Annotated in this window: 24 protein-coding genes; 15 read left to right on the plus strand and 9 right to left on the minus strand. The window is 73.2% G+C overall.

Annotated elements, in window-relative coordinates:
• Positions 1-32: 32 nt before the first annotated feature.
• Positions 33-1,169 (plus strand): epoxide hydrolase family protein, encoded by a 1,137-nt coding sequence (locus tag ACFPCY_RS25295; protein ID WP_378259159.1) that lies wholly within the window; start codon positions 33-35, stop codon positions 1,167-1,169.
• A 149-nt stretch (positions 1,170-1,318) separates the two neighbouring features.
• Here ACFPCY_RS25295 and ACFPCY_RS25300 read toward each other — a convergent pair whose 3' ends face one another.
• Complete coding sequence (locus tag ACFPCY_RS25300) at positions 1,319-1,777, minus strand: carboxymuconolactone decarboxylase family protein (protein ID WP_378259161.1); 459 nt, start codon at positions 1,775-1,777, stop codon at positions 1,319-1,321.
• Between the two features lie 72 nt (positions 1,778-1,849).
• Here ACFPCY_RS25300 and sigJ point away from each other — a divergent pair, with 72 nt between their 5' ends.
• The 3 genes from sigJ to ACFPCY_RS25315 all read left to right on the plus strand — a co-directional run bounded on the left by sigJ (position 1,850) and on the right by ACFPCY_RS25315 (position 4,345).
• Complete coding sequence (gene sigJ, locus ACFPCY_RS25305) at positions 1,850-2,701, plus strand: RNA polymerase sigma factor SigJ (RefSeq protein WP_378259163.1); 852 nt, start codon at positions 1,850-1,852, stop codon at positions 2,699-2,701.
• Positions 2,702-2,803: 102 nt separating this feature from the next.
• Complete coding sequence (locus tag ACFPCY_RS25310) at positions 2,804-3,718, plus strand: sigma-70 family RNA polymerase sigma factor (RefSeq protein WP_378259165.1); 915 nt, start codon at positions 2,804-2,806, stop codon at positions 3,716-3,718.
• A 9-nt stretch (positions 3,719-3,727) separates the two neighbouring features.
• Complete coding sequence (locus ACFPCY_RS25315; RefSeq protein WP_378259167.1) at positions 3,728-4,345, plus strand: pentapeptide repeat-containing protein; 618 nt, start codon at positions 3,728-3,730, stop codon at positions 4,343-4,345.
• Here the strand turns inward: ACFPCY_RS25315 and ACFPCY_RS25320 are convergent, their stop codons facing one another.
• Both ACFPCY_RS25320 and pcrA read right to left on the minus strand, forming a co-directional pair.
• Complete coding sequence (locus tag ACFPCY_RS25320; protein WP_378259169.1) at positions 4,346-5,152, minus strand: metal-dependent hydrolase; 807 nt, start codon at positions 5,150-5,152, stop codon at positions 4,346-4,348.
• A 219-nt stretch (positions 5,153-5,371) separates the two neighbouring features.
• On the minus strand, positions 5,372-7,633 hold the full coding sequence (pcrA, locus tag ACFPCY_RS25325) for a DNA helicase PcrA (RefSeq protein WP_378259171.1): 2,262 nt from the start codon (positions 7,631-7,633) through the stop codon (positions 5,372-5,374).
• Between the two features lie 324 nt (positions 7,634-7,957).
• Here pcrA and ACFPCY_RS25330 point away from each other — a divergent pair, with 324 nt between their 5' ends.
• Together ACFPCY_RS25330 and ACFPCY_RS25335 are read left to right on the plus strand one after the other, a co-directional pair.
• Positions 7,958-9,436 (plus strand): gluzincin family metallopeptidase, encoded by a 1,479-nt coding sequence (locus tag ACFPCY_RS25330; protein WP_378259173.1) that lies wholly within the window; start codon positions 7,958-7,960, stop codon positions 9,434-9,436.
• 148 nt (positions 9,437-9,584) lie between these two features.
• Positions 9,585-9,878 (plus strand): protealysin inhibitor emfourin, encoded by a 294-nt coding sequence (locus ACFPCY_RS25335; protein WP_378259175.1) that lies wholly within the window; start codon positions 9,585-9,587, stop codon positions 9,876-9,878.
• 12 nt (positions 9,879-9,890) lie between these two features.
• On the opposite strand, the gene dhaM is transcribed toward ACFPCY_RS25335, so the two are convergent.
• The 3 genes from dhaM to dhaK are packed head-to-tail and all read right to left on the minus strand — an operon-like array spanning position 9,891 to position 11,917.
• Positions 9,891-10,280 (minus strand): dihydroxyacetone kinase phosphoryl donor subunit DhaM, encoded by a 390-nt coding sequence (gene dhaM, locus ACFPCY_RS25340; protein WP_378259177.1) that lies wholly within the window; start codon positions 10,278-10,280, stop codon positions 9,891-9,893.
• Positions 10,281-10,925, minus strand: a complete 645-nt coding sequence (dhaL, locus tag ACFPCY_RS25345; RefSeq protein WP_378259179.1) for a dihydroxyacetone kinase subunit DhaL — start codon at positions 10,923-10,925, stop codon at positions 10,281-10,283.
• The gene (gene dhaK, locus ACFPCY_RS25350; protein ID WP_378259181.1) at positions 10,922-11,917 is read right to left on the minus strand and encodes a dihydroxyacetone kinase subunit DhaK; all 996 of its coding nucleotides are present in this window, start codon (positions 11,915-11,917) and stop codon (positions 10,922-10,924) included. Before dhaK ends, dhaL begins: the two co-directional genes overlap by 4 nt.
• 75 nt (positions 11,918-11,992) lie before the next feature.
• Here dhaK and ACFPCY_RS25355 point away from each other — a divergent pair, with 75 nt between their 5' ends.
• From ACFPCY_RS25355 to ACFPCY_RS25370, 4 genes are all read left to right on the plus strand, one after another.
• Positions 11,993-12,712 carry a PIG-L deacetylase family protein gene (locus ACFPCY_RS25355; protein ID WP_378259375.1) on the plus strand — a complete coding sequence of 240 codons (720 nt, stop codon included), beginning with the start codon at positions 11,993-11,995 and terminating at the stop codon, positions 12,710-12,712.
• Positions 12,709-13,659: a nucleoside hydrolase gene (locus tag ACFPCY_RS25360; protein ID WP_378259183.1), complete on the plus strand. Its 951-nt coding sequence runs from the start codon at positions 12,709-12,711 to the stop codon at positions 13,657-13,659. The genes ACFPCY_RS25355 and ACFPCY_RS25360 overlap by 4 nt, the downstream gene beginning before the upstream one ends.
• Positions 13,660-13,797: 138 nt before the next feature.
• Entirely contained in the window at positions 13,798-14,247 is a 450-nt protein-coding gene (locus tag ACFPCY_RS25365; protein ID WP_378259185.1) for an SRPBCC family protein, read from the plus strand.
• Between the two features lie 186 nt (positions 14,248-14,433).
• On the plus strand, positions 14,434-15,603 hold the full coding sequence (locus ACFPCY_RS25370; protein WP_378259377.1) for an FAD-dependent monooxygenase: 1,170 nt from the start codon (positions 14,434-14,436) through the stop codon (positions 15,601-15,603).
• Between the two features lie 9 nt (positions 15,604-15,612).
• On the opposite strand, the gene ACFPCY_RS25375 is transcribed toward ACFPCY_RS25370, so the two are convergent.
• The gene (locus ACFPCY_RS25375; RefSeq protein ID WP_378259187.1) at positions 15,613-16,257 is read right to left on the minus strand and encodes a LuxR C-terminal-related transcriptional regulator; all 645 of its coding nucleotides are present in this window, start codon (positions 16,255-16,257) and stop codon (positions 15,613-15,615) included.
• Entirely contained in the window at positions 16,254-17,444 is a 1,191-nt protein-coding gene (locus ACFPCY_RS25380; protein WP_378259189.1) for an ATP-binding protein, read from the minus strand. Before ACFPCY_RS25380 ends, ACFPCY_RS25375 begins: the two co-directional genes overlap by 4 nt.
• 123 nt (positions 17,445-17,567) lie before the next feature.
• Between ACFPCY_RS25380 and ACFPCY_RS25385 the strand changes: the two genes are divergently transcribed.
• The 5 genes from ACFPCY_RS25385 to ACFPCY_RS25405 all read left to right on the plus strand — a co-directional run bounded on the left by ACFPCY_RS25385 (position 17,568) and on the right by ACFPCY_RS25405 (position 23,863).
• Positions 17,568-18,896 carry a PspC domain-containing protein gene (locus ACFPCY_RS25385; protein ID WP_378259191.1) on the plus strand — a complete coding sequence of 443 codons (1,329 nt, stop codon included), beginning with the start codon at positions 17,568-17,570 and terminating at the stop codon, positions 18,894-18,896.
• Positions 18,897-18,919: 23 nt separating this feature from the next.
• Positions 18,920-19,162, plus strand: a complete 243-nt coding sequence (locus ACFPCY_RS25390) for a hypothetical protein (protein ID WP_378259193.1) — start codon at positions 18,920-18,922, stop codon at positions 19,160-19,162.
• Between the two features lie 357 nt (positions 19,163-19,519).
• Positions 19,520-20,845 carry a dicarboxylate/amino acid:cation symporter gene (locus ACFPCY_RS25395; protein WP_378259195.1) on the plus strand — a complete coding sequence of 442 codons (1,326 nt, stop codon included), beginning with the start codon at positions 19,520-19,522 and terminating at the stop codon, positions 20,843-20,845.
• Between the two features lie 644 nt (positions 20,846-21,489).
• Positions 21,490-23,373, plus strand: a complete 1,884-nt coding sequence (locus ACFPCY_RS25400; RefSeq protein WP_378259197.1) for a virginiamycin B lyase family protein — start codon at positions 21,490-21,492, stop codon at positions 23,371-23,373.
• Between the two features lie 64 nt (positions 23,374-23,437).
• Entirely contained in the window at positions 23,438-23,863 is a 426-nt protein-coding gene (locus ACFPCY_RS25405; RefSeq protein WP_378259199.1) for a hypothetical protein, read from the plus strand.
• Between the two features lie 70 nt (positions 23,864-23,933).
• On the opposite strand, the gene ACFPCY_RS25410 is transcribed toward ACFPCY_RS25405, so the two are convergent.
• Positions 23,934-24,383, minus strand: coding sequence for a cupin domain-containing protein (locus ACFPCY_RS25410; RefSeq protein WP_378259201.1), 450 nt, complete (start codon positions 24,381-24,383; stop codon positions 23,934-23,936).
• Between the last annotated feature and the right edge of the window lie 196 nt (positions 24,384-24,579).

The following is a 24,579-nucleotide window of genomic DNA, read 5'->3' on the forward strand; positions in this document are numbered from 1 at the left end:
GCCCGTCCTAAGCGCTTCCTAGCGTGAGGGGCATGACGAACATCAGCCCGTTCAAGATCGACATCCCGCAGGAGCGCATCGACGACCTCCGCGCGCGCCTCGCGTCCGCGCGCTGGCCGGACGAGCTGCCCGGCGTCGGCTGGGAGCGGGGCGTCCCGCTCGGGTACCTGAAGGACCTCGCCGAGTACTGGCGCACGGGCTTCGACTGGCGAAGGCAGGAAGCCGAGCTCAACGCGTTCCCGCAGTTCACGACCGATGTGGACGGCCAGCGCCTGCACTTCCTCCACGTCCGGTCGGCCGAGCCGGACGCGGTGCCGCTGCTCCTGCTGCACGGCTGGCCCGGCGGCGTCACCGACTTCCTCGACGTCATCGGCCCGCTCACCGACCCGCGCGCGCACGGCGGCGCCCCGGCGGACGCGTTCCACGTCGTCGTCCCGTCGCTGCCCGGCTACGGCTTCTCGACGCCGCTCGCCGGACCGGGCATGAACGCGGCGCGGATGGCGGACGTCCTGCTCGAAGTGATGGCGCGCCTCGGCTACGAGCGGTTCGGCGTCCAGGGCTACGACCTGGGCGCGTGGGTCGCGCCGAAGATCGGCCGGGCCGCGCCGGAACGGGTCCTCGGCGTCCATGTGAACGCGCTGCTCACCTTCCCGACCGGCGCGGACGGCGAGTTCGACGACCTGACGGAGGCCGAGCACGGGTACTGGCGGCGGATGCAGGACTTCAACGACGGCTACCTCCAGTGCAACTCCAAGCGCCCGCAGACCGTCGCCTACGCCCTCACCGACTCGCCCGTGGGACAGCTCGCCTGGATCGTCGAGAAGTTCAAGGAACTGACCTGGCCCCTGGACGGCCTGCCCGAGGACGCGGTGTCCCGCGACCGCATCCTGACGGACGTCTCGCTCTACTGGTTCACGGCGACGGCCGCCTCGGCGGCGCAGATCTACTACGAGGAGATCACCGCCGGCGGCGATGGGACGGCCCGGCGGAGCACCGTGCCCACGGGCGTGCTGGCCAGCGCGCACGACGTGACGATCCGTCCGTGGGCGGAGCGTGACCACAACGTCGTCCGCTGGACGCGGCTCCCGGACGGCGGGCACTTCCTCTCGCTGGAGGCGCCGGACGTCCTGGTCGGCGACGTCCGCGCGTTCTTCCGCGGCCTCCGCTGACCGCCACGCCTCGGAGAAGCGGAAGACCCCGCGCCCGTCGCCGGGTCGCGGGGCCTTCCGCCGGCGGAGCCTTCCGCCGGCGGGGTCAGGTTTCGGCGGAGCCTTCCGCCGGCGGGGTCAGGCTCCGGCGGGGTCAGGCTTCGGCGGGGTCAGGCTTCGGCGATGCCCGCGACCTGGCGGGTCGCCGCGTTCAGCCGGTTCCAGACGTTGATCACCGAGATGGAGAGCAGCAGCGCGGAGACCTCCTTCTCGCTGTAGTGCCGGTTGACCTCGTCCCACAGCTCGTCCGAGACGGGGTCGGGGCGGTCGGCCACGCGCGTGACGGCCTCGGCGAGCGCGAGGGCCGCGCGCTCGGCGCCGGTGTAGTACGGCGCGTCCCGCCAGGCGGCCACGGTGAAGATCCGGTCGTCGGACTCGCCCGCCTCGCGCAGCGCCTTCGCGTGCATCTGGACGCAGACGCTGCACCCGTTGATCTGGCTGACCCGGAGGTTGATCAGCTCGCCCAGCGCCTTCGGCACGCCGCCGCGCTCGACGGCGGCGCTCAGCGCGCCGAGCCCTTTGAACGCGCCGTCCAGGGTGAACGCGGGGTGGGCCATACGTGCTTCCATGAGGGACTCCCAGCTTGATCGTCTATGTTGCGGACTACCGACATGACGGACCCCGGTGGGAGTGTGTGACAGATGGACGCGGAAATTTCGCTCGCCGAGCGGTTCGAGGCGCGGCGCGGTCATCTGCGCTCGGTCGCCTACCGCATGCTCGGCTCGCTGAGCGAGGCCGAGGACGCCGTCCAGGAGGCGTGGCTGCGGCTCGGCCGCACCGACGTGTCCGAGGTCGAGAACCTGGCGGGCTGGCTCACCACGGTCACCGGCCGCGTCTGCCTGGACATGCTCCGCTCCCGCAAGGCGCGGCGCGAGGAGCTCGGCGACGAGCGGCTCCCGGACCCGATCGTGACGCGCGACCCCGAGCAGGAGGTGCTCGTCGCCGACCAGGTCGGGATCGCGATGATGGTGGTCATGGAGGCGCTCGCCCCGGCCGAGCGGCTGGCGTTCGTCCTGCACGACATGTTCGCCGTCCCGTTCGACGAGATCGCCCCGGTGATCGACAAGACGCCCGCCGCGACCCGGCAGCTCGCCAGCCGGGCCCGCCGCCGCGTGAAGGACTCGGCGCCCACGCCGGACCCGGACCTCGGACGGCAGCGCGAGGCCGTCGAGGCGTTCTTCACCGCCGCCCGCGACGGCGACCTGGAGGCGCTCGTCACGATCCTCGACCCGGACGTGGTGCTGCGCGTCGACCTCGGCGACGGCGGCCCGCTGCGCGTCGTCAGGGGCGCGCGGAACGTCGCGGGCCAGGCGCTCACCTACCGGCAGCTCTCGGCGGCGATGGAGTACGTCCTGGTCAACGGCGCCGTGGGCATGGTCAACATGACCGGCGGCAGCGCGCAGTCGCTGATGGCGCTCACCGTCGAGAACGGCCGCATCGTCACCATGGAGATCATCGCCGACCCGGACCGGCTCGCGTCCCTCGGCCTCTGACATCGGCCTCTGACATCGGCCTGTGACATCGGCCTCTGACGTCACGTTCCGGGCCCCGCGCGGGTCAGGACCACAGAGGGCCCGGACGCACATGGAGGCGAAGTGAACGGCGACGACACGCTGGCCGAGCGGTTCGAGGAGCACCGCGCCCGCCTGCACGCGGTCGCGTACCGCGTGCTCGGCTCGACCGCCGAGGCGGACGACGCCGTCCAGGAGGCGTGGCTCCGGGTGAGCCGCGCGGGCGACGACGGCGTCGACAACCTCGGCGGCTGGCTGACCACGATCGTGGGACGGGTCGCGCTGAACATGCTCCGCGCGCGGACGACCCGCCGCGAGGTCCCCTGGGACGAGCCGGACACGCCCGACGAGCCGGACGCCGCGACGGCCGCTCCGGCGGGCGCGGTCCCGCCGGAGGCCGGCGACCCCGCCGACGCCGCCGTCCTCGCGGACTCGGTCGGGCTCGCGCTGCTGGTCGTCCTGGAGACGCTGTCGCCCGCCGAGCGGCTGGCGTTCGTCCTGCACGACATGTTCGCCGTCCCGTTCGACGAGATCGCGCCGATCGTCGGGAAGTCCCCGGCCGCGACGCGGCAGCTCGCCAGCCGGGCGCGCCGCCGCGTCCGGGGCGGGCGCGCGGACGCGACCGCCGCGCGCGAGCGCGAGGTGGTCACCGCGTTCCTCGCGGCGTCCCGCGACGGCGACTTCGAGGCGCTGCTCGCGCTGCTCGACCCCGACGCCGTGCTGCGCGCCGACCGGGCCGCCGCCGAGCTGGGCGCGCCCGCCCGGATCGAGGGCCGCGAGGCCATGGCGGGCTTCTGGACGGGCCGCGCGAAGGCCGCCCTGCCCGTCGAGGTGGACGGCGTGCCGGGCGCGATGTGGCAGCACCGCGGCGTCCCGCAGGTGGTGTTCGACTTCACCGTCCGGGACGGCCGCGTCGTCGCGATCGACTTCGTGGCCGACCCGGAGGTCCTGGCGTCCCTGGACCTGACCCGGCCGGAGCGTGACAGACCCCGCGGCTAACGTGGTCGCATGGCCGAACGCAGGCGCGGCGCGCCGACCCCGCCCACCGAGACCACGGTCGCGGCCCGCGACTGGGACGGCCGCGACATCGAGGGCGAGTCCTTCGAGCGCGTCCTGTTCAGCGACGTGGACTTCACCGAGACGCGCAACACGGGCGGCACGTTCACCGAGTGCGCGTTCCGCGGGTGCCGGTTCAACGTGTCCGAGCACGCCGAGTCGGCGTTCCTGAACTGCGCGTTCACGCGCTGCAACTTCTTCGACGCGACGTTCGACGGCTGCAAGCTCGTCGGGTCGGTGTTCGACGGCTGCGCGTTCGACCTGATGAAGGTCCGGGGCGGCGACTGGTCGTTCACGGGGCTGTCCGGGGCGCGGCTGTCCGGCGCGTCCTTCGCCGACGTCCGGCTGCGGGAGGCCGATCTGACCGGCGCCACCTGCGAGAAGACCGTGTTCCACAAGGCGGACCTGTCCGGCGCGTCGCTGCACGGGGCGAACTTCCGCAAGGCCGACCTCCGCGGCAGCGAGCTCTCCCCGGACCACCTGCTGACCATGGACGTGCGGGGCACGATCGTCGATCTCCCGCAGGCCGTGGTGTTCGCCGCGGCACTCGGGCTGGACGTCCAGCCCTGATCAGCCGGTGGCGATCCGCTCGCCCTTCTCGTCGAAGAGGCGCTGCTTCCACTGCTGTTCGAGGGCGGTCGTGTCGTTGTCGTCCGGGTGGAAGTCACGACGGTTGTAGTCCCGCAGGTGGCGGATGACGTCCCGCTGGATGAACGGCGACGTGCGCAGCCTCCGCACGCTCCGGGCCAGCCGAGGCAGGTCGTAGGCGGCCGGGTCCAAAGCGAGCGACAGGATCGTCGTCAGGACCACGACCGCAAGGAAATCGACCGTGACGATGTTCATGACCCACGCGCGCATCCGCTGGTCGCCGCTGACGGTCTGGAAGACGTCGAACGCCACGGACTTGTGCTCGCTCTCCTCCAGCGCGTGCCACAGGAACATCGACCGCACCTCCGGCACGGTGAACATCTCCCGCGCCTCGGGCTTGTTCAGCAGCACGTACGCGAGCGTCGCGGTGTAGTGCTCCAGCGCCGCCGTGATCGCGAGCTGGACGTCCGGCGGCAGCACCCGCGCCCAGAACCCGAGCCCGTGCCTGGTCGCCCGGTCGACGAACCGGGTCGGGTAGCCCAGGTCCCCCAGCCGCTCGTTGAAGTGCCGGTGCTCCCGCCCGTGCGTCACCTCCTGCCCGATGAACCCGGCGACCTGCGCCTTCAGCTCGGGATCGGTGATCTCGTCCCGGTAGTTGCGCACCGTCCGGACGAAGAAGTCCTCGCCCTCGGGGAACAGCGACGACAGCACCGTGACGACGTGGCTCATCACGAGGTCGCCGTCCATGTAGTGCCGGGGCAGCCGTCCCTCGGGATAGGCGAATCTCACCCGCCGCGCCCGCACTGCGCGCGGGCGAACACGGAACGCCGGCCGGGACGCGGATCTGCTCGTGCGGGACGCGGATCTGCTCATGGGACTGAGGTCCGTTCGCGAGGGGGTGGTGTCCGCCGTGCCCTCGAAGCTACGAACGCCCCGGAACCCCATCAACCCGTCCGGCACGTGACGCGCGTCACAATTGGACGGATCGCCAATACGCGGCCCGGGCGGTCAGAGCTTCTCGACCGGGGCGTAGCGCAGGACGAGCCGCTTGACGCCGTACTCGCCGCCGAAGTCGACCGAGGCCGCGGCCTTCTCGCCCGCGCCGTCGACCGAGACGACCGTGCCGAGGCCGAACGAGTCGTGGGTGACCTTGTCGCCCGGCGACAGGGCCGGGACGGCCCGGGCGCCGGCGGCGCGGACGTCCGGGCGGGCGGCCACGCGCGTCGCGGCGGAGCCGAAGGCCGTGGACGCCTCGCGCTCCCAGTCCATCAGGTTCGACGGGACCTCGGCCAGGAAGCGGGACGGCGGGTTGACCTGCGGCGCGCCCCACGAGCTGCGCATGGTCGCGCGCGACAGGTAGAGCCGCCGGCGGGCGCGCGTGATGCCCACGTACGCCAGGCGGCGCTCCTCTTCCAGCTCCTTCGGGTTGCTCATGGCGCGCAGGTGCGGGAAGACGCCGTCCTCCATGCCGGTGAGGAAGACGACCGGGAACTCCAGGCCCTTGGCGGTGTGCAGGGTCATCAGCGTGACCACGCCCTGGTCGTCCTGCTCGGGGCGCTCGCCCGGCGGGACGGCGCCGGACTTCGCGCCGCCCGGGATCGAGTCGGCGTCGGCGACCAGCGCGACCTGCTCCAGGAAGTCCGGCAGGCGTCCCGCCGGGTCTTCGCCGTCGAGGCGCTCCTCGAACTCGCGGGCGACCGACTCCATTTCCTGGAGGTTCTCGATGCGGGTCTCGTCCTGCGGGTCCTTGGAGGCCTGGAGCTCGGCGACGTAGCCGCTCTTCACCAGGATCTGGTCGATCAGCTCGGCCGGCGTGGACGTCTCGACCGACGCGCGCAGCTCGTCGAGCAGCGCGACGAACTCGCGGACGGCGTTGATCGAGCGGGTCGCCATGCCCGGAACGTCCTCGGGACGGCGCAGGGCCTGCCAGAACGAGATCCGCTCGCGGGACGCGTACGCCTCGACGCACGCCTCGGCCCGGTCGCCGATGCCGCGCTTGGGCACGTTCAGGATGCGGCGCAGCGAGACCGTGTCCTCGGGATTGGCGAGGACGCGCAGGTAGGCCAGCAGGTCGCGGACCTCCTTGCGCTCGTAGAAGCGCACGCCGCCGACGACCTTGTAGGGCAGCCCGACCCGGATGAAGATCTCTTCGAAGACGCGGGACTGGGCGTTGGTGCGGTAGAAGACCGCCACGTCGCCGGGCTTCGCTTCGCCCGCGTCGGTGAGCTTGTCCACCTCGCCGGCGACGAACGCGGCCTCGTCGTGCTCGTTGTCGGCGACATAGCCGGTGATCTTGTGGCCCTCGCCCTGGTCGGACCAGAGGCGCTTGGGCTTGCGGTCGGCGTTCCGCTCGATGACCGCGTTCGCCGCCGACAGGATCGTCTGGGTGGAGCGGTAGTTCTGCTCCAGCAGGATCGTGCGCGCGTCGGTGTAGTCGCGCTCGAACTCCAGGATGTTGCGGATCGTCGCGCCGCGGAACGCGTAGATCGACTGGTCGGCGTCGCCGACCACGCACAGCTCGGCCGGGCCGATGCCCTCGACCGGCGCGGTCAGCTCGCGGACCAGCTCGTACTGGGCGTGGTTGGTGTCCTGGTACTCGTCGACCATGACGTGCCGGAACCGCCGCCGGTAGTGCTCGGCGGCCTCCGGGAAGACCTGGAGCAGGTTGACCGTCAGCATGATCAGGTCGTCGAAGTCCATCGCCCCGGCCTGCTGGAGGCGGGCCTGGTACATCTCGTACGCCTGCGCGAGGGTCTGCTCCATGTGCGTGGAGGCCCGCGCCTTGTAGGTCTCGTAGTCGATCAGCTCGTTCTTCAGGTTCGACACCTGGGCGCTGAACGACTTGGGCGGGTAGCGCTTCGGGTCGAGGTCGAGCTCGCGGGTGACCAGCGCCATCAGCCGCTGCGCGTCGGCCTGGTCGTAGATCGAGAAGCTCGACGGGAAGCCCAGCCGCCTGGCCTCGCGGCGCAGGATGCGCACGCACGCCGAGTGGAACGTCATCACCCACATCGCGCGCGAGCGCGGGCCGACCAGCGCGTCCACGCGCTCCTTCATCTCGGCCGCAGCCTTGTTGGTGAAGGTGATCGCGAGGATCTGGCCGGGGTGGACGTCCCGCTCGGACAGCAGGTAGGCGATGCGGTGGGTGAGCACGCGGGTCTTGCCCGAGCCCGCTCCGGCGACGATCAGCAGCGGGCTTCCGGCGTGCTCGACGGCCGCGCGCTGCTGCGGGTTGAGGCCGTCCAGCAAGGGATGAGCTTCGGTTCTGGACATCACTGGCGAGTCTACGGTCCGCCGCCGACAGCCGCGTCCGAACGCGGGCCGCGGCGGGTCCCGGGACCGGTTGGACCGGTCGAAAATTGCTTGAAACCTGAACGGCCGACATCGGAGAGTCCGGATCCGGACACACCTCGCGGGGGCGGGTTGACGGCCCCGCGCGACGGGCGGAGCGTGAGCCGCACAGGGCGGCTCCATACTTCCCCGGCGTGCCACTCGGAGGATCTTCTCCCAGGTCAGCGCCGTGGCGGAGCCATGACCGCCCATGGCAGCGCAGGGCCATCGGGGGCCCGCGCCCGGTGACGGGAAAGGGTGGCGTCCATGACGATCCACCAGTCCGAACCCCAGCTGATGCAGGACGAGCTCGAGATCGTCCGGGCCCGGGAGGCCGAACGCGGCCTCGCCGTGCCGTCCGCGCGGATGCCGAGGCCGCGGCTGCGGGCGGAGGCCCCGCCCACGCCGCAGCCGGTGCCGCGCCCCGTGCCCCTTCCGGTGCCGCCGGTCGCGGGCCACCGCTTCCTGATCTACAAGCAGGACCCGTCGGTGGCCGAGCTCGGCGCCCGGATCACCTTCGTGCCGTCGGTCGTGCTGAACGGCCCCGCCGACGCGCGGATCATCACCGACCTGCCGGGCGTCACGCCGGTCGCCAAGGGGGTCAACGGGGACTTCGTCTTCACGCCGAACTCGCCGCAGTTCGACGCCGCGCACACCTTCGCGGTCGTGCGCGAGACGCTGTCGATGTACGAGCGGATCAACGGGGGCAACCCCATCCCGTTCGCCTGGAACGTCGGCGGCAACACCGACCGGATCACCGTCAAGCCGCACGCGGGGCAGGGCGCGAACGCGTTCTACAGCCGCACCGGCAAGTCGCTGAACTTCCTGTCGTTCGTCCCGCAGAACCAGACCCAGACCCTGTTCACCTGCCGCTCGCTGGACATCGTGTCGCACGAGACCGGCCACTCGGTGCTGGACGGCCTGAAGCCGGGCTGGCTCGCGGGCGGCAACCCGCCGCAGACCGGCGGCCTGCACGAGGCGTTCGGCGACCTGTCGGCGGTCTTCCTCGCGCTGGCCCAGGCCGACCAGGCCGAGGCGGTCGTCGCGCTCAGCCGCGCGAACCTGCACGACCGGTCGTTCCTGCCCGAGCTCGCCGAGCAGTTCGGCAAGGCGCTCGGGATGCCGTTCGGGCTCCGCAACGCCGACAACGACCTCAAGCTCAGCCAGGTCAGCAACGAGGTGCACGCGATCTCGCAGGTGTTCACCGGCGCGATCTACGACATCCTCGCCGACATCTACGTGTTCGAGCTCAACCGGCAGCGCAAGACCAAGGACCTCGCCGTCATCCTCATGGAGGTCGCCGACGGGCTCGCCCACCTGCTGTTCCAGGCGATCCTGGCGGCCCCGGCCACCAAGGCCACCTTCGTGGACGTGGCGAACAAGATGCTCCAGGTCTCGGCGAGCCGGCACGACCCGCCCATCTACCGGACCTTCATCCGCAACCGCTTCGCCGTCCGGGAGATCACCCTCTCCCCGACCCCGATGCGCGAGCTGATGGCCGGCCGGATGACCATGACCGACCCCGAGTACACCGAGGACGGCCGGGACGTCACCGAGGTCCAGGTGCACGACGAGCACTCGGCCAGCCTGCGCGCCGAGCAGGACCGCTCGATGTGCTGCGGCACCATGCAGATGCCCGAGTACCTGGTCATCGACCCCGAGCGCCTGGCGCAGCGGGGCGACCTGACCGACGAGGACATCCTCCGGCACGAGATGGACGAGCTCCACCGCGCCTTCACCAAGTGATCCCCACCTTCACCGAGTAGGGGTCGCGCCCGCCCCGCGCGGGCGGGCGCGACCGGCGGTCTCCCGGGCCTCCGGTCGTGTTGCCCCGGACCCGATCCGGGGCAGCACGACCGGGGGACCCACCCCGTGACCGGGAGGCGAGGAGCACATGCACATCACGATCGAGAGCGTCGGCGGCTTCGCCGGGACGTCGGTGCCGGTCGCCGACTACGACACCGCCGACCTGCCGAAGGACCGGGCCGACCGGATCCGGGAGGCGGTGGCCCGGCTCGCCGCCGCCGAGGACGCCGGCCGCGACCTCGGGGAGATCGGCGCCGACCTCCCCGGCTACCGCGTCACGACCCGCGAGCCGGGCGCGCCCGAGCGCGCCTTCGAGATCCGCGGCGAGCCCCACGAGACCCTCGTCAGCCCCCTCGACACCCTCCTGAACCCCCGCGGCTGACTTCTGCGGGGGTCAGTGTTTGCGGAGGTCGTGGGCGGATTCGGCGGCGGCGCGGACGCCCGCGAGGTCGGCGCCCGCGGCGGCCGCGGAGGCGGCGGCGACCGCGCCCTCGACGAGCGGGGCGTCCGCGAGGACGGCCCGCCCGCCGGGGCCGTCCAGGTCCTCGATCACCAGCTTGGCGGTGAGGACGGACGAGCCGAGGTCGGCGAGCAGCAGCACGCCGTCCCCGGAGTCGGCCGCCTCGACGGCGCGCTCGACCAGGTCGGCGCTGGTACCGAGGCCGCCGTCCGGGCCGCCGCCGGCGGGCTCGACCACGGCCTTGCCGACGCCCATCTCCCGGGCGAGCTCGGCGGCGCCCTCGGCCAGCCGCCGGCTGTGCGAGACGATCACGATCCCGACCATTCAGTCCTCCGCGGTGACGTCGGCGAGCGCGCGGAACAGAAGGACGGTCGAGGCCGCGCCCGGATCGAGGTGTCCGGCGGCGCGCTCGCCCAGGTAGCTGGCCCGTCCCTTGCGCGCGACGAGCGGGACGGTCGACTCCGCGCCCTCCTCGGCGGCCGTCGCCGCCGCCCGCGCCGCCGCGCCGGCGCCCTGCCCGGACGCCGCGTCGAACGCCGCCACGGCCGGGGTCAGCGCGTCCACCATGGTCTTGTCGCCGACGTCCGCCTCGCCGAGCTCGCGGATGCCGGTGAGCGCGGCGGCCAGCGCCCCGGCGAGCTGCTCGGCGGACGCGTCGGACGCGTCCCCCAGCGCCTTGCCCGCCCGCCGCAGCGCCGTCCCGTAGAGGGGGCCGGACGCGCCGCCCGTCTTCGACACGATCGCCCGTCCGGCGGCGATGAGGATGCGTCCCGGCGGGGTCTCGTGCAGCGCGGCGCCGTCCGGCAGCGCCTCGACGGCGGCGGCGAAGCCCCGGTTGAGGTTCAGGCCGTGGTCGCCGTCGCCGATCTCGGCGTCCAGCCGGGTGAGCCGGTCGGCGTCGGCGGCGACCAGCTCGGCCGCGCGGCGGATCCAGGCGGCGGCGTCCGCCGCGCCGAACCGGGCGCTCACCGGCCCCACCGCAGCGCCGGGGTCTCGACCGGGGCGTCCCAGAACCGGAGCAGCTCGGGCGTGACGCGGCAGACCGACACCATGCAGCCCGCCATCTCCAGGCTCGTCACGTACGGGCCGACCAGGGTCCGGACGGCGGTCGCGCGGTGGTCCGCCAGCCAGTCGGCGACCGCCCCGGCCGCCACGTACTGCTCGATCAGCGGCGTCCCGCCCATGCCGTTCACCAGGACGATCAGCTCCTGCCCGGCGAGCGGCATGTCGGCGTCGATCGCGTCCAGCGACGCGGCCACGATCTCCCGAGCGGTCGCGGCCTTGACGCGCTCGCGGCCCGGCTCGCCGTGGATGCCGATGCCGAGTTCCATCTCGCCGTCCGCCAGCTCGAACGTCGGGCGGCCCGCGGCCGGGACGGTGCACGGCGACAGCGCCACCCCGAACGACCGGGACCGCTGGTTCACCTCGCGCGCCACGCCCGCCACCGCCGCGAGCGGCGCGCCGTCCTCGGCGAGCGCGCCCGCGATCTTCTCGACGAACAGCGTCCCGCCGGTGCCGCGCCGTCCGGCGGTGTAGGTGCTGTCGACGACCGCGACGTCGTCGTCCACGACGACCTGCTCGACCTGGACGTCCTCGTCGTCGGCCAGCTCGGCGGCCATCTTGAAGTTCATGACGTCGCCGGTGTAGTTCTTCACGATGTGCACGGCCCCGGCCTCGCCGGCCACGGCGAGGGTCGCGGCGAGGATCTGGTCGGGGGTGGGCGAGGTGAAGACCTCGCCGGGCGCGGCGGCGTCCAGCATCCCGTAACCGACGAAACCGGCGTGCAGCGGCTCGTGCCCGGAACCGCCGCCGGACACCAGGGCGACCTTCCCGGCGACCGGGGCGTCCGCGCGGACGACCGTCCGGGCGTCCGTATCGACCCGCAGCGAGGGATGCGCGGCGGCGAGACCGCGCAGCGCGTCGGCCACCACGTCGGACGGGGCGTTGATGAGTTTGCGCATGCCTCTGCTCTACCCCGGCGGACCGGGATAGAGCAGGCCCCAATCCCTACGTTTAGGCTGAACGCCGTGAGGACTGTGCTGGAACTGAGCGATATTGCCCGGGTGCTCGCCGTGCTGGCGCATCCGGACGACGTGGACTTCGGGTCCGCCGGGACGATCGCGTCCTGGACCGACGCGGGCGTCGAGGTCACCTACCTGATCGTCACCGACGGCGACGCGGGCGGTTTCGACGACGGGGTGACCCGCGCCGAGATGGCCGAGCTGCGCCGCAAGGAGCAGCGCGCCGCCGCCGAGGCGGTCGGGGTCACCGACGTGCGGTTCCTCGGCTACCCGGACGGCCGCCTGGAGCCGGGTTTCGACCTGCGCCGCGACATCGCGCGGGTGATCCGCCAGGTGCGGCCCGACCGGGTGCTGACCCACAGCCCCGAGCGGAACTACCAGCGGATCGCGCCGAGCCACCCCGACCACCGGGTGGTCGGCGGCGCGACCCTGGACGCCGTCTACCCCGACGCGCGCAACCCCTACGCCTTCCCGGAGCTCCGCGAGGAGGGCCTGGAGGCGTGGATCGCGCGCGAGGTCTGGCTGTCCGGCGGTCCGAACGCCGACCACTACGTGGACGTCACCGAGCAGTTCGACCGGAAGCTGGCGGCGCTGCGGTCGCACGCCTCCCAGACCGCGCACCTGGGCGAGGAGCTGGAGACCATGCTGCGCGGCTGGCTCGAGGGGAACGCCGCCGCGGCCGGGTTCGGCGAGGGCAGGCTGGCCGAGGCCTTCCAGATCGTGGAGACCGCATGACCCCGCCGAAGATCCTGTTCGACTGCGACACCGGCATCGACGACGCGATGATGCTGCTCTACCTGGCCGCCGAGGTGCGCGCCGGGAACGCCGAGCTGGCCGGCGTCGGCACCGTGCACGGCAACATCGACGCCCGCACCGGCGCGCTGAACACGCTGCGCGTGCTGGAGCTGGCGAAGATCGACGACGTGCCGGTCGCGGTGGGCGCGGACCGTCCGATGGCGCAGGACGTGCACTACGCGCTCGACTGGCACGGCGGCAACGGCCTGGCCGACCTCGACCTGGCCGAGCCGCAGGGCGCGCCGACCGGCGAGCCCGCCCCGGCGCAGCTCGTCCGGCTGGCGCGGGAGAACCCGGGCGAGCTGACGGTCGTGGCGACCGGCCCGCTGACCAACCTCGGCGCGGCGCTCCTGCTGGACGCCGAACTGCCGAAGCTCGTCCGCGAGGTCGTGGTCATGGGCGGCGCGTTCGACCACCCCGGCAACGTCACCACGCACGCCGAGGCGAACGTCTGGCACGACCCGGAGGCCGCCGACCTGGTCTTCGCGGCGGGCTGGCCGGTCGTGCTCGTCCCGCTGGACGCCACCCACCCGACCGCCGTCGGGGCCGACTGGCTGGCCCGGCTCGCCGGGCACGACTCGCCCGTCGCGCGGTTCGCCTCCCAGATCATGGAGTGGTACGCCGACGCCTACACCCCGACGCTGAAGCGGCGCGGCGCGGTCGTGCACGACGCGCTCGCCGCGGTCCTCGCGCTCGAACCGGAGCTGGGCGAGTACGTCGAGCGGCCCGTCCGGGTCGAGCTGCGGGGCGAGCTGACCCGCGGCACGACGGTGTGGGACGCCCGCTCGCTGCCCGCGTCCGACGACCGGCGCCCGGTCAGGGTCGCCGTCGGCTCGGACGTGGCGGCCTTCCAGGACCGGCTCCTCTCCGCCGTCTTGGCCCTCTGACCGCCCGCTTCCGCGCGCATTGCGAAGGGCTTTGCGGAGGGCTTTGCGGAGGGCGGCGCGAAGGGGCTCGGCCCGCTGTTGTCGCCCCGGGACGGCCTGACTACCGTTTGGTGGACCGCCGTCCCCGGGAGCCGCCGCATGTCCGTCCGCCGTTTCGCCGCCACCGCCACCGCCGCCGCGCCGCCCGAGCTGGTCTTCCAGCACCTGGCCGTCGCGGAGGCGTGGAACGCGTGGGGCTGGTTCCCGTTCCCGGCCCGGCGCGTCCGGGACGGGGACGAGGAGCCGGACGGCGACGGCGCGGTCCGCCGCGTGTTCCCCGCCCGCGAGCGCGTCGTCGCGTTCGAACGGCCGGACCACTACGCCTACGTCGCCGTGTCGGGCCTGCCGATCCGGCACTACCGGGCGGACGTCCGGCTGGTCCCGAGCGGCGGGAACACGGTGATCCGCTGGGGCGCGGAGATCGTCCCGCTGATCCCCGGCACCGGCGCGTTCACCGCCGCCGTGCTGCGCCGGATGCTCGACGACTTCGCCCGCCGGGTCGCCCGGCACTGCGAGCGCTGCCCGTCCGGCTGCCCCGGCCACCTCTGATCCGCACCCGGCCACCTCTGATCCGCACCCGGACGCCTCTGACGCTCGGCCCGTCCTGACCCGCACCCCGCCCACCGGCGCTGACAGGCGGCTGTCAGCGGTCCGTCAGCCGCCTCAGTGCCGTCTCAACCGCCTGTCAGGCGGTCCCGCGAGGCTGGTCGCGTACCTCAGGAAAGGGGCGTGACCATGACGAAGGTGCTGATCTCGGGGGCGAGCATCGCCGGGCCGACGCTGGCGTACTGGCTGGACCGGTACGGCTTCGAGGTGACCGTGGTGGAGCGGGCGGACGGGTTCCGGCCGGGCGGCCAGGCCATCGACGTCCGCGGCTCGGCGCTCGGGGTGGCCGAGCGGATGGGCGTGCTGGACGAGATCCGGGCGCACGCGACGGACCTGCGCGGGATGTCGCTCGTGGACGGCGACGGCAACGAGCTCCACCGCGCCGAGGACCGCACGCTCAGCGGCGGCCTGCTCGACTCCCCCGACGTGGAGATCCTCCGCGACGACCTGTCCGACATCATCGTGAAGGCGGCCGGAGACCGCATCGAGTACATCTTCGGCGACAGCGCGACCGCGCTGGAGGACGGCCCGGACGGCGTCCGGGTGACCTTCCGGAACGCCGCGCCGCGCACGTTCGACCTGGTCGTCGGCGCGGACGGCGTGCACTCCACGACCCGCCGCATGCTGTTCGGCGAGGACACCGGGTTCACCCCGCTCGGCTCCGCCGGGATGGCGGTGTGGTCGATGCCGAACGTCCTCGGCATGGACCGCTGGCAGACCGGCTGCTTCGGCCGCACGGACACGACCACGGGCGCGATGGTCATGACCGTCCGGGGCAACACCGAACTGCGCGCCTACGCGATGCTGGGCCGCCGCGCGGGCGCGTTCCCGCGCGACCCGGCGGAACAGAAGCGCCTGGTCGCCGAGCGACTGGCGGACGTCGGCTGGGAGGCCCCGCGGATGGTCGAGTACATGTGGGACGCGCCGGACTTCCACTTCGACACCCTCGCGCAGATCCACCTGGACCGCTGGTCGAAGGGCCGCGTCGTGCTGCTCGGCGACGCCGGGTACTGCGGCTCCCCGGCGTCCGGGCAGGGCACCAGCATGGCGATGGTCGGCGCGTACGTCCTGGCCGGCGAGCTCGAGCAGGCGGACGGCGACCACGGGAAGGCGTTCGCCGCCTACGAGACCGAGCTGCGCGACTGGGTGAAGGCGAACCAGGCGTTCGCCCTCCGCGACCTGCCGATCGCCGAGGGCGTCGACTCCTCGACCGACCTCGCCGAGTGGGCGGAGGCCGACGCCCACACCGGCGACGACTTCATCGCCATGACGAACGCCTACATCCTCAAGGACTACTGAAAAAGGCGTTCAGACCAGCCGCCGGGCGGCGGCCCAGCGTGACAGCTCGTGCCGGTTCGAGAGCTGGAGCTTGCGCAGGACGCTGCTGACGTGCGTCTCGACCGTCTTCACCGAGATGAACAGCTCCTTGGCGATCTCCTTGTAGGCGTAGCCGCGCGCGATCAGCCGCAGCACGTCCCGCTCCCGCTGGGTGATCTGGTCGAGCTCGGGATCGACGGACGGCGCGTCGGTGGCGGCGAACGCGTCCAGCACGAACCCGGCCAGCCGCGGCGAGAACACCGCGTCGCCCTCGGCGACGCGGTCGATCGCCGCGGTCAGCTCGGGCCCGGAGATCGTCTTGGTGACGTAGCCGCGCGCGCCGCCCCGGACGACCCCGATCACGTCCTCGGCGGCGTCCGACACCGACAGGGCCAGGAACCGCGACGGCACCGCCCCGGTCAGCCTCCGCAGCACCTCGATGCCGCCGCCGCCCGGCAGGTGGACGTCCAGCAGCACCACGTCGGGCGTGGTGGCGCGGATGACGGCGACCGCCTCGTCCACGTCGCCCGCCTCCCCCACGATCTCGACGGAACCGCCCAGCTCGGCCTTCACACCGGTCCGGAACATCTGGTGGTCGTCCACCAGGACGACCCTCCGCAGCGGGGACTCGCTCATTGCCTCTTGATCTCCAAACGCACTTCGGTGCCCTCGCCCGGGGCCGTGCGGACCGTCGCCGTGCCGCCGTTGCGCTCCATACGTCCGATGATGGACCCCCGGACGCCCATCCTGTCGTCCGGGACGGCGTCGAGGTCGAATCCCTTGCCCCGGTCGCGGACGAAGATGGTGACGTCATCGCCCTCGACCTCGGCGAAGACCGAGACGCTGCGGGTGCCGGAGTACTTGGCGGCGTTGACCATGGCCTCGCGGGCGGCCTGCACGATCGCGCCGACCCGCTCGTCCAGGGGGCAGTCGCCGACGACGACGACCTCGATCTGCACGCCGTGCGCGTCCTCGACCTCGCCGGCGTACTCCTTCACGACGCTGGCGAAGGTGCCGCCGTCCTCGGGTCTCGGCTGGTAGAGCCAGGCGCGCAGGGTGCGCTCCTGGGAGCGGGCGAGGCGCTGCACCTCGGCGGAGTCGCCGGCGTTGCGCTGGATCAGGGTGAGCGTGTGCAGCACCGAGTCGTGGATGTGCGCGGCCAGCTCGGCGCGCTCCTGCGAGCGGATGCGCTCGTGCCGCTCGGCCTCCAGGTCCTGCCAGAGCCGGACGACCCAGGGCGTGACGATCACCGCGACGCCGGTCGCGATCACCAGCATCGCGATCACGACGGAGCGGGCCTGCGCGGCGTCCACGTTGCGGACGACGAAGCCGCCGATGCCGCCGACCACCAGCAGCAGGCCGAGGACGGTCCGCCACCAGCGCTGGCGCAGCGGCAGCACCCAGCGCTGCCGCTGGTCCCGGTCGGCCTGCTGCCACAGGATCGCCGCGCCGATCGCGCCCGCCACGAACGGCCAGATCGCCACCTCGGTCAGCCCGGCGCCCCAGGTCAGCATGGACAGGCCCGCCGCGAGGGCGGTGTAGGCGAGCAGCTGCCGCCAGTCCCGCTGCGGCTTGGGCGGCGCGGCCTGACCGGGGACGGGCTCGGGCGGCGGAGCGGCCGCCACCAGCACCCAGAACGCGCCGTACGCGGCCACGCCGATGCCGCCGGCCACCGTGAGCAGCACGAACGCGGCCCGCACCACCAGCACGTCGATGCCGAGGTGGCCGGCCAGGCCGCGGCACACCCCGGCGATCAGCCGGCCGCGCCGCGCGCGTTCCAGCCGGGGCGGGCCGCCGTCCCCGCGCTCGTCACGTTCTCCCACGTCAACGATCGTCACACGGCCGGGCGGCGATCGCCATCCGGGACATCCCCCAGTGCCCCTCTCAGGGTCGGGTCAGGGGCGTCCCCGATACCGCGCGCGGGGCGGGGACGTCACGATGGTGGCATGGACACCGATCAGCAGCAGGGCGTCGGCACGACGCCCCCGGCGGGCGGAGTGCCCCGGCTGGCGCGCCGCTCCGAGGGGCGCTTCCTGGCCGGGGTGTGCTCCGGGCTGGGCGCGAGCACCGGCATCGACCCGGTGGTGTACCGGGTCGGGTTCGGCGTCCTGACCCTCGCGCACGGGCAGGGCATCCTGCTCTACGTCCTCGCGGTGCTGTTCATGCCGGACCGTCCGGACAGCACGTCGGTGGCCGAGCGGCTGTTCCGGCGGCGGTTCGACCTCGCCGGGGTGCTGGCCGTCCTCGGGCTGCTGCTCTGCGCGAGCGTGGCGCTCAGCGTGATCGGTTCGGGCGTCTCGACGGACGCGGTGGCGGTGCTGACGGTGTTCGGCCTGGTGCTGCTCGTGGCGCACGCCCGGGGCGTCAACCTGATCGGCGTGGCGCGGACGCTGCCGGAACGGCTGGCGGGCCATCCGCCCGCGACGCCCGCGGCCGAGGAGTTCCGGGCCGCGCCGCCGAAGGGCTCGCCGCTGCCGGACGGCATGATCGACCTTTCCACGCTCGGCACGCCGACCGCATCGGGCTCGGCGGATTCTCCGCGGCCGGCGGGGGTCTTCGCGCCGCCGGCCGCCGACGACGTCCCGCCCGGATACGGGCCGGACGCGGTGGACCTCGGCGCGTACGGCGAGCGGGAGCGGCCCGCTCCGGCGCGGCGGCGCGACCGGCGCAGGTCGCCGCTGGCCTGGCTGACGCTGGCCCTGGCGGCGCTGGCGGGCGGGACGGCGGCGGCGCTGGAGCTGTCCGGATCCACCGACTGGGACGGCTGGACCATCGTCCTCGCCACGGCGCTCGCCGTGGTCGGCGCCGGGATGCTGTTCGGCGTCCGGTACCGGGTGCGAGGGCTCGCGGGCGTGGGCACCCTGCTCACGTTCGCCCTGTTGACGACGTCTGTAGCCGCGACGGCTCCACGCGGCGGGGAGTACGGGGACATCATGTGGCGACCGACGGACGCGGCGCAGGCCGCGCGGGACTACCGGGTGACCGTGGGCAACGGCACGCTCGACCTCACGGCGCTGCCCGTGCGGCCCGGCGAGCAGCTGGAGGTCTCGGCGGCGGTGTGGACGGGCCAGCTGAAGGTGGAGCTGCCCGCGAACGCGCGGGTGAAGCTGGACGCGCGGGTCAAGATCGGTGACATCCGGATCGAGCAGCGGACGGTCAACGGGCCGAACGCGCGCACCAACGAGGTGCTCGAACCGACCGCGGGCGGCGCGAACCCGGCCGTGATCACGCTCCGGATCCGGGGCACCCTCGGCGACGTGCAGGTGAACCGGTGAGCGGCCGCGCGGGCTCTGAACCGATGAGCGGCCGCACGAGCGCGGGCCGAGCGCGGGCGGGCCGGGCGCGGGCGGGGCGTCCGCGCAGGCTGGACTTCGCGGCGCCGATCGGCGGGCTGTTCTTCCTGGCCGTCGCCGGGCTGTACGTGGCGGGGGCGGTGCGGGGCCGTCCGGTCGGCGATCCGATGATCGTCGCGGGGGTCGTGCTCGTCGCCTGGGGCGTGGTCGGCATCGTCCAGCTGCTGGTGCGGGCGAACCGCCGCTGAGCCATGTGATCACGATCACACCACTGCCGGGGAAGAAGAAAACCGGACATTACGGTTAACTTGCCTCGTGAGGTTCTCCGAGAAGAAGGTTTGGCTGGTGGCCAGGCTGCACGTCGATCTGTGCCGCCTCGCCAGCGTGCTGTGTCGCGCCTGACGCGCTCCCCCACCTCTCTCGTCCTTTCCCTCCGTCCACCCGCCGCCGACGGACCGCGCCCGACCGCGCGAGCCCGCGGGCAGTGCCGTCCCTTGCACGCCCGTTCCAGGCCGCGCCCGCGCCGACCACGTCCGTGACCCCGTTCCGGCGCCGGCCATGCCCGATGCCGGCGGTCGCAGGGTGGACCCTCCCTGGAGCAGTCCGTGAACCTTCGCGTCTGGAAGTGGCAGTTCTGGCAGCAGATCGTGCTGTCGCTCGTGCTCGGCGTCGCCGTGGGCGCCGCCGTCAACAACCTCGCCGACGACGGCGGCAAGGTCGCCACCGACTGGCTGGACCCGTTCGGCGACGTCTACGTGTCGCTGCTGAAGATCGTGGTCGTGCCGCTGGTGTTCGCCGCGATCGTCGTCAGCATCGGCAGGCTGCGCAACGTCGGCAACGTGGCCCGGCTGACGGGCAAGACCCTCGGCTGGTTCGTCGTCACCTCGGCCATCTCGACCGCGGTCGGCCTCGGCGTCGCCTTCCTGATCAACCCCGGCAAGGGGCTCGGGCAGCTCGCCAGCGAGAAGACCGAGACCGACCCGGTCACCTGGACCCAGGTCCTGCACAACCTGTTCCCGTCCAACATCGTCAAGGCGATGGCGGAGGGCAACGTGCTCGGCGTGGTCACCTTCGCGGTGCTGTTCGGCGCGGCGCTGGTCGCGGTCGGCGAGCGCGGCGAGCGGATCACCGCCCTGGTGGACGACCTGTACGGCGTCATGCAGAAGATCGTCTGGTGGGTCGTGCGGCTCACCCCGATCGGCTCGTTCTTCCTGATCGGCTCGGTCGTGGCCACCTACGGGCCGTCCACGCTGTCCCCGCTGGCGAAGTTCACCGGCGCGATCTACCTGGCCGTCGCGATCATGCTGGTGGTCGGCTACCCGGTGCTGCTGCGGGTCTTCGGCCGCGTCTCGCCGGTGCGGTTCTACCGGAACTCCTGGCCCGCGCTCCAGTTCGCGTTCGTCTCCTCGTCCTCGATGGCGACGCTGCCGATCGCGCAGCGCGTGCAGATCGAGCGCAACGGCGTCCAGCCCGAGTACGCCAGCTTCGCCCAGCCGCTCGGCGCGACCATCAAGTTCGACGGCTGCGGCGCGATCTACCCGGCGGTCGCGGCGGTCTTCGTCGCGCAGTACATGCACCTGCACCTCGGCCTGGCCGACTACCTGCTGATCGCGCTCGCCGCGGTGATCGGGCAGCTCGGCACCGGCGGCACGCCCGGCCCGGCGCTGGTCGCGCTCACCCTGACGCTGACCACGGTCGGCCTGCCGCTCACCGCGGTCGGCTACCTGATCGCCATCGACAAGATCATCGACATGGCCCGCACCACGCTGAACGTGGCCGGCCAGATCGCGATCCCGGTCATCGTGTCCCGCTCGGAGAAGCTCCTCGACGAGGACCTGTTCAACGCGCCCAAGGGCGACCTCGGCACCGCCCCGGCGCGGGACGGGGCCGACGTCCCGGCCCAGCGCGAGACGGTCCCCGTCCCCGCCTGACCGGCTCGCCGGGCGGAAACAGCCTCCGCCCGGCGGCCCGCATCCGAACGGCCCCGCGTCTCCACCCGGACGCGGGGCCGTTTCGCGTTCCCCAGCGGACGTCCGGAAGCCCGAGGACGACGCACGAGCGGGCCCAGAGCCACGAAGGCCCGGAGGTCACCGGTTCGCGAGGCGCGGGCCCGCGAGAAGCACAAGGCCGCAGGGCGCGCGGGGCGCGCGGGGACGCGGGCGCGCGGGGACGCGGGGACGCGGGGACGCGGGGACGCGGGGACGCGGGGACGCGGGGACGCGGGGCACGCGGGGACGCGGGGACGCGGGGACGCGGGGACGCGGGGCACGCGGGGACGCGGGGACGCGGGGACGCGGGGACGCGGGGCACGCGGGGGGGCGCGGGGGCGCGGGGGCGCGGGGGCGCGGGGGGGGCGCGGGGGTGGCGTGTTCTTGGCCACAGTCGGCCGGAGACGTGCAGGTGAGACGGGCGGTTGTCACGGTGGCCGGATCCGGCCACGGCTAAACGATCTTGTTGACATCAGTGGTTACTGACGGGTTTTCATGGGCCCTCACAAGATCCTTCTACGCCCGGACCCCGCACCCCACCCGCGTTCACCCGCGCGTCCCGCCGGGGTCCTCCAAGGAGGCGAAGCATGCGTCGAAGGACGCGCGCGGGGGCCGTGGCACTCGCCACGGCCCTGGGCACCACCTCGTTCCTGACGGCATCGGCCGGCGCCGCGCACGCCGCGGCCACCACCGAGTACTCCGTCCCGATCCCGGACGTCCTTCCCGCCGGCCTCGCGCAGGGCCCCGGCGGGACGGTCTGGTTCACCGAGAACGCGGGCGGCATCGGTCGGATCACCGCCGCCGGGAAGGTGAAGGAGTACCCGGTCCCGGCCAACTCGCAGAAGCTCCAGGCCCTCCCCGGCGGGATGGCCAACGGGACCGACGGCTCCATCTGGTACACCGACTCCTCCCAGGCCGTCCCGCGCATCGGCCGGGTGGACCCGGCCACCGGCAAGTCCACGCTGTTCGAGCTGCCGACCTCCGGCGCGCTGAACTTCAACTACAGCTCGGTCAACTCGATCACGCCCGGCGCGAACGGCGCGATGTGGTTCTCCGGCATCGGTTCCGGCGCGATCGGCAAGATCGACGCGTCCGGGAACGTCACCCTCTACGCGGCGGGCGGCGCGCCCACCGCCGTCACGGTCGGCAAGGACGGCGCCGTCTGGTACGCCGACCAGCAGGCCGGCGGCGTCGGACGCCTCGACCCGGCCACCGGCGAGGTCAGGAAGTACGCGATGCCGGGTGCTTTGGCGGGCACCCCGGCGTCGGCCGACATCGCGACCGGCGCCGACGGGAGGATCTGGTTCACCGAGCCCGGCGTCGGACGCATCGGCTCGGTGGATCCGGCGACCGGCGCGACCCGCGAGTACACGCCGTCCGTCTCCGACTCCAAGCCGACCGGCCTGCTCGCCACGCCGGACGGCAGGATCTGGTTCGCCGAGGCCGCCGCCAGCAACATCGGCGTGATCGACACCTCCGGGAACATCACCGAGTACCCGCTGCCGGCGACGCTGTCCACGCCGCGCTCGCTCATGCTCGGCCCCGGCGGCAGGATCTGGTACTCCGCGCCCGGCCGCGGCCGGATCGGGTCCTTCGACCCGGCCAACCCGCCGAGCGGTCCGTACAACAGCGCCACCCCCGCGTTGACGACGGGCTCGAACCCGCTGTCCGCCGCGGCCTTCTCCGCCCGCTGCACCACCGGCATGCTCTGCCAGACGCAGGTCGTCACCGGCGGCGAGATGAAGATCGGCAGCTTCACCCAGAAGCTGCCGTCCGGCGCGATCCGCGTCACCGGCGGCATCAACGACCTGTCGGACATCAAGAACATCCCGCTGGTGCCGCCGGTCATCGGCTCCCAGCTCGAGGCCAAGGAGCTGGAGGTCCCCGGCGGCCTCATCGGCCAGCTCCCGCTGGTCGGGCCGATCCTCGGCAAGTCGCCCGCGGCCCTCTGGGCGGTCAACAAGCTGACCGTCACCCAGTCGCTCGCGGCCCCGGCGGTCGCCTACTTCACCGACAACGGCGGCCTCGGCGCGAAGCTGTCGCTGAACCTCAAGCTGAACAACCCGCTGCTCGGCTCCAACTGCGTCATCGGCCCGGTGAACGCCGCGCTAGAACCGCAGATGACGGCGGGCGGGCTGGCCAGCGACCCGGCGCTCGGCTGGAGCACCGGCCCGGTGGCGATCAAGTCCCAGGTCGCGGTGCCGTCCGCGAAGGGCTGCGGCCCGGGCGGCATCCTGAACGGTGTGATCGACCAGCTGATGGGGCTGCCGTCCGGCGCGGCGAAGAACTCGCTGAGCCTCAACGGGGTCTTCTCGCTCGGCGCGGGCATCAACCCGCTCAACACCAAGTCGCTGCGCGCCAGGTCCACGCTGTCCCCGGCGCTGCAGAAGCTGATGGTCCGCCCGGCCAAGCAGCACGCGCTCCCGAAGGCGCCGAAGACGGTCAAGCTCCACCTGACCGCGCGGCACTAGTGTGAACGGTCCGCCGTCCCGGCTCGGGGACGGCGGACCGTCCCTTTTCCGAGGAGGTCCGCCGATGCTCCGCCCACTCGCGGCGACGGCGCTGGTCCTGGCCCTGGCCACCGCCTGCGGAGGCGGCGGGGGCGGGGGCGGCAAGGACGAGAGCAGGAACGACGGCGCCGACGGCGGGCAGGCCGCGCCGTCCCGGCCGGCGCCGAGCGCGCCGGTCACCATGAACGGCGTCCAGCCCGGCCGGGCCGCGCCGTCCAAGCTGGACGGCACCTGGACGTCCGGACGGGTCAAGCTGTTCTTCTACCGGGGCGCGGCCGCGGTGAACAGCCCGACGCTCTGCACCGGCACCGTCGACGCGCAGAACACCATCGCGCTGACCTGCGCCGACAAGTCCACCGAGCGGACGAGGGGCAAGGCCGTCCTGTCCGGTTCCGCGCTCACCGTCACCTGGACGAGCGGCACGGTCGACAGGCTCACCCGCCAAGGCTGACGCGCGAACGGCCTCACCCGCTGCACACCGGCCCGCGAGCCGCCGGGCCGGGTCAGCCCACCGGGCCGGGTCAGCCGCCGGAGCTGAGCTGGGCGTGGAGGGTGATCGCGAAGGCGGGGCCCGGATTGGTCAGCTCGTGGGTGTGCGTGCCGCCGTGCACCCGCACCCGGTTGGCCCGCAGCGGGCGCTCGGCGACGCCGTCCGCCCCGATCGAGACCTCGGCGAGCTCGCCCGCGATCACGGTGCTGACCTCGGTGCCGACATGGTCGTGCAGGCCGGTGCGGTGCCCGGGCGGCCAGGTGGTCAGCCACAGCCGGACGCCGTCCACCTCGTCCAGCGGGACCCGGACGGCGCCGGCGGCGTCGAACCGGACCAGGTGCCACCAGTCGCCGGGACGGGCGGCGAGGGCGCGGATGCGGGACGCGAGCTGTCCCACGGTCGGCGGCCGGCGCACCAGGTCGCGGCCGTGCGGGTCGTCCTGCCCGCGCATCATGAGGTCGGGGGCCAGATCGAGGTCCACGGGAGAGAAGATCCTTCGGGTACGCCCCGCCCGCGTCAGCGGTACCGGGGCCGTCGGTCGTCGGTCGGCGTGGTCAGCGACAACAACACGAAGGACACAGCGCGCTGGCGACCCGGCCCAAGGCCACGGGACGACCGCTCACGACGCGCGCTGACATGCGTACAAGAACACACTCCGTGACCGCCTCTTGTCAAGC

It is taken from the genome of Actinomadura gamaensis, assembly GCF_042652125.1.
In the GTDB taxonomy this organism is placed as follows: Bacteria; Actinomycetota; Actinomycetes; order Streptosporangiales; family Streptosporangiaceae; genus Spirillospora; species Spirillospora gamaensis.

Coding starts and splice junctions, on each gene's coding strand:
- dhaM (WP_378259177.1), bottom strand. CDS start 10,280: ATGGTCGGGATCGTGATCGTCTCGCACAGCCGGCGGCTGGCCGAGGGC.
- ACFPCY_RS25335 (WP_378259175.1), top strand. CDS start 9,585: ATGCACATCACGATCGAGAGCGTCGGCGGCTTCGCCGGGACGTCGGTG.
- ACFPCY_RS25375 (WP_378259187.1), bottom strand. CDS start 16,257: ATGAGCGAGTCCCCGCTGCGGAGGGTCGTCCTGGTGGACGACCACCAG.
- dhaK (WP_378259181.1), bottom strand. CDS start 11,917: ATGCGCAAACTCATCAACGCCCCGTCCGACGTGGTGGCCGACGCGCTG.
- pcrA (WP_378259171.1), bottom strand. CDS start 7,633: ATGTCCAGAACCGAAGCTCATCCCTTGCTGGACGGCCTCAACCCGCAG.
- ACFPCY_RS25315 (WP_378259167.1), top strand. CDS start 3,728: ATGGCCGAACGCAGGCGCGGCGCGCCGACCCCGCCCACCGAGACCACG.
- ACFPCY_RS25400 (WP_378259197.1), top strand. CDS start 21,490: ATGCGTCGAAGGACGCGCGCGGGGGCCGTGGCACTCGCCACGGCCCTG.
- ACFPCY_RS25295 (WP_378259159.1), top strand. CDS start 33: ATGACGAACATCAGCCCGTTCAAGATCGACATCCCGCAGGAGCGCATC.
- ACFPCY_RS25370 (WP_378259377.1), top strand. CDS start 14,434: ATGACGAAGGTGCTGATCTCGGGGGCGAGCATCGCCGGGCCGACGCTG.
- ACFPCY_RS25365 (WP_378259185.1), top strand. CDS start 13,798: ATGTCCGTCCGCCGTTTCGCCGCCACCGCCACCGCCGCCGCGCCGCCC.
- ACFPCY_RS25360 (WP_378259183.1), top strand. CDS start 12,709: ATGACCCCGCCGAAGATCCTGTTCGACTGCGACACCGGCATCGACGAC.
- ACFPCY_RS25405 (WP_378259199.1), top strand. CDS start 23,438: ATGCTCCGCCCACTCGCGGCGACGGCGCTGGTCCTGGCCCTGGCCACC.
- ACFPCY_RS25330 (WP_378259173.1), top strand. CDS start 7,958: ATGACGATCCACCAGTCCGAACCCCAGCTGATGCAGGACGAGCTCGAG.
- ACFPCY_RS25390 (WP_378259193.1), top strand. CDS start 18,920: ATGAGCGGCCGCACGAGCGCGGGCCGAGCGCGGGCGGGCCGGGCGCGG.
- sigJ (WP_378259163.1), top strand. CDS start 1,850: ATGGACGCGGAAATTTCGCTCGCCGAGCGGTTCGAGGCGCGGCGCGGT.
- ACFPCY_RS25385 (WP_378259191.1), top strand. CDS start 17,568: ATGGACACCGATCAGCAGCAGGGCGTCGGCACGACGCCCCCGGCGGGC.
- ACFPCY_RS25300 (WP_378259161.1), bottom strand. CDS start 1,777: ATGGAAGCACGTATGGCCCACCCCGCGTTCACCCTGGACGGCGCGTTC.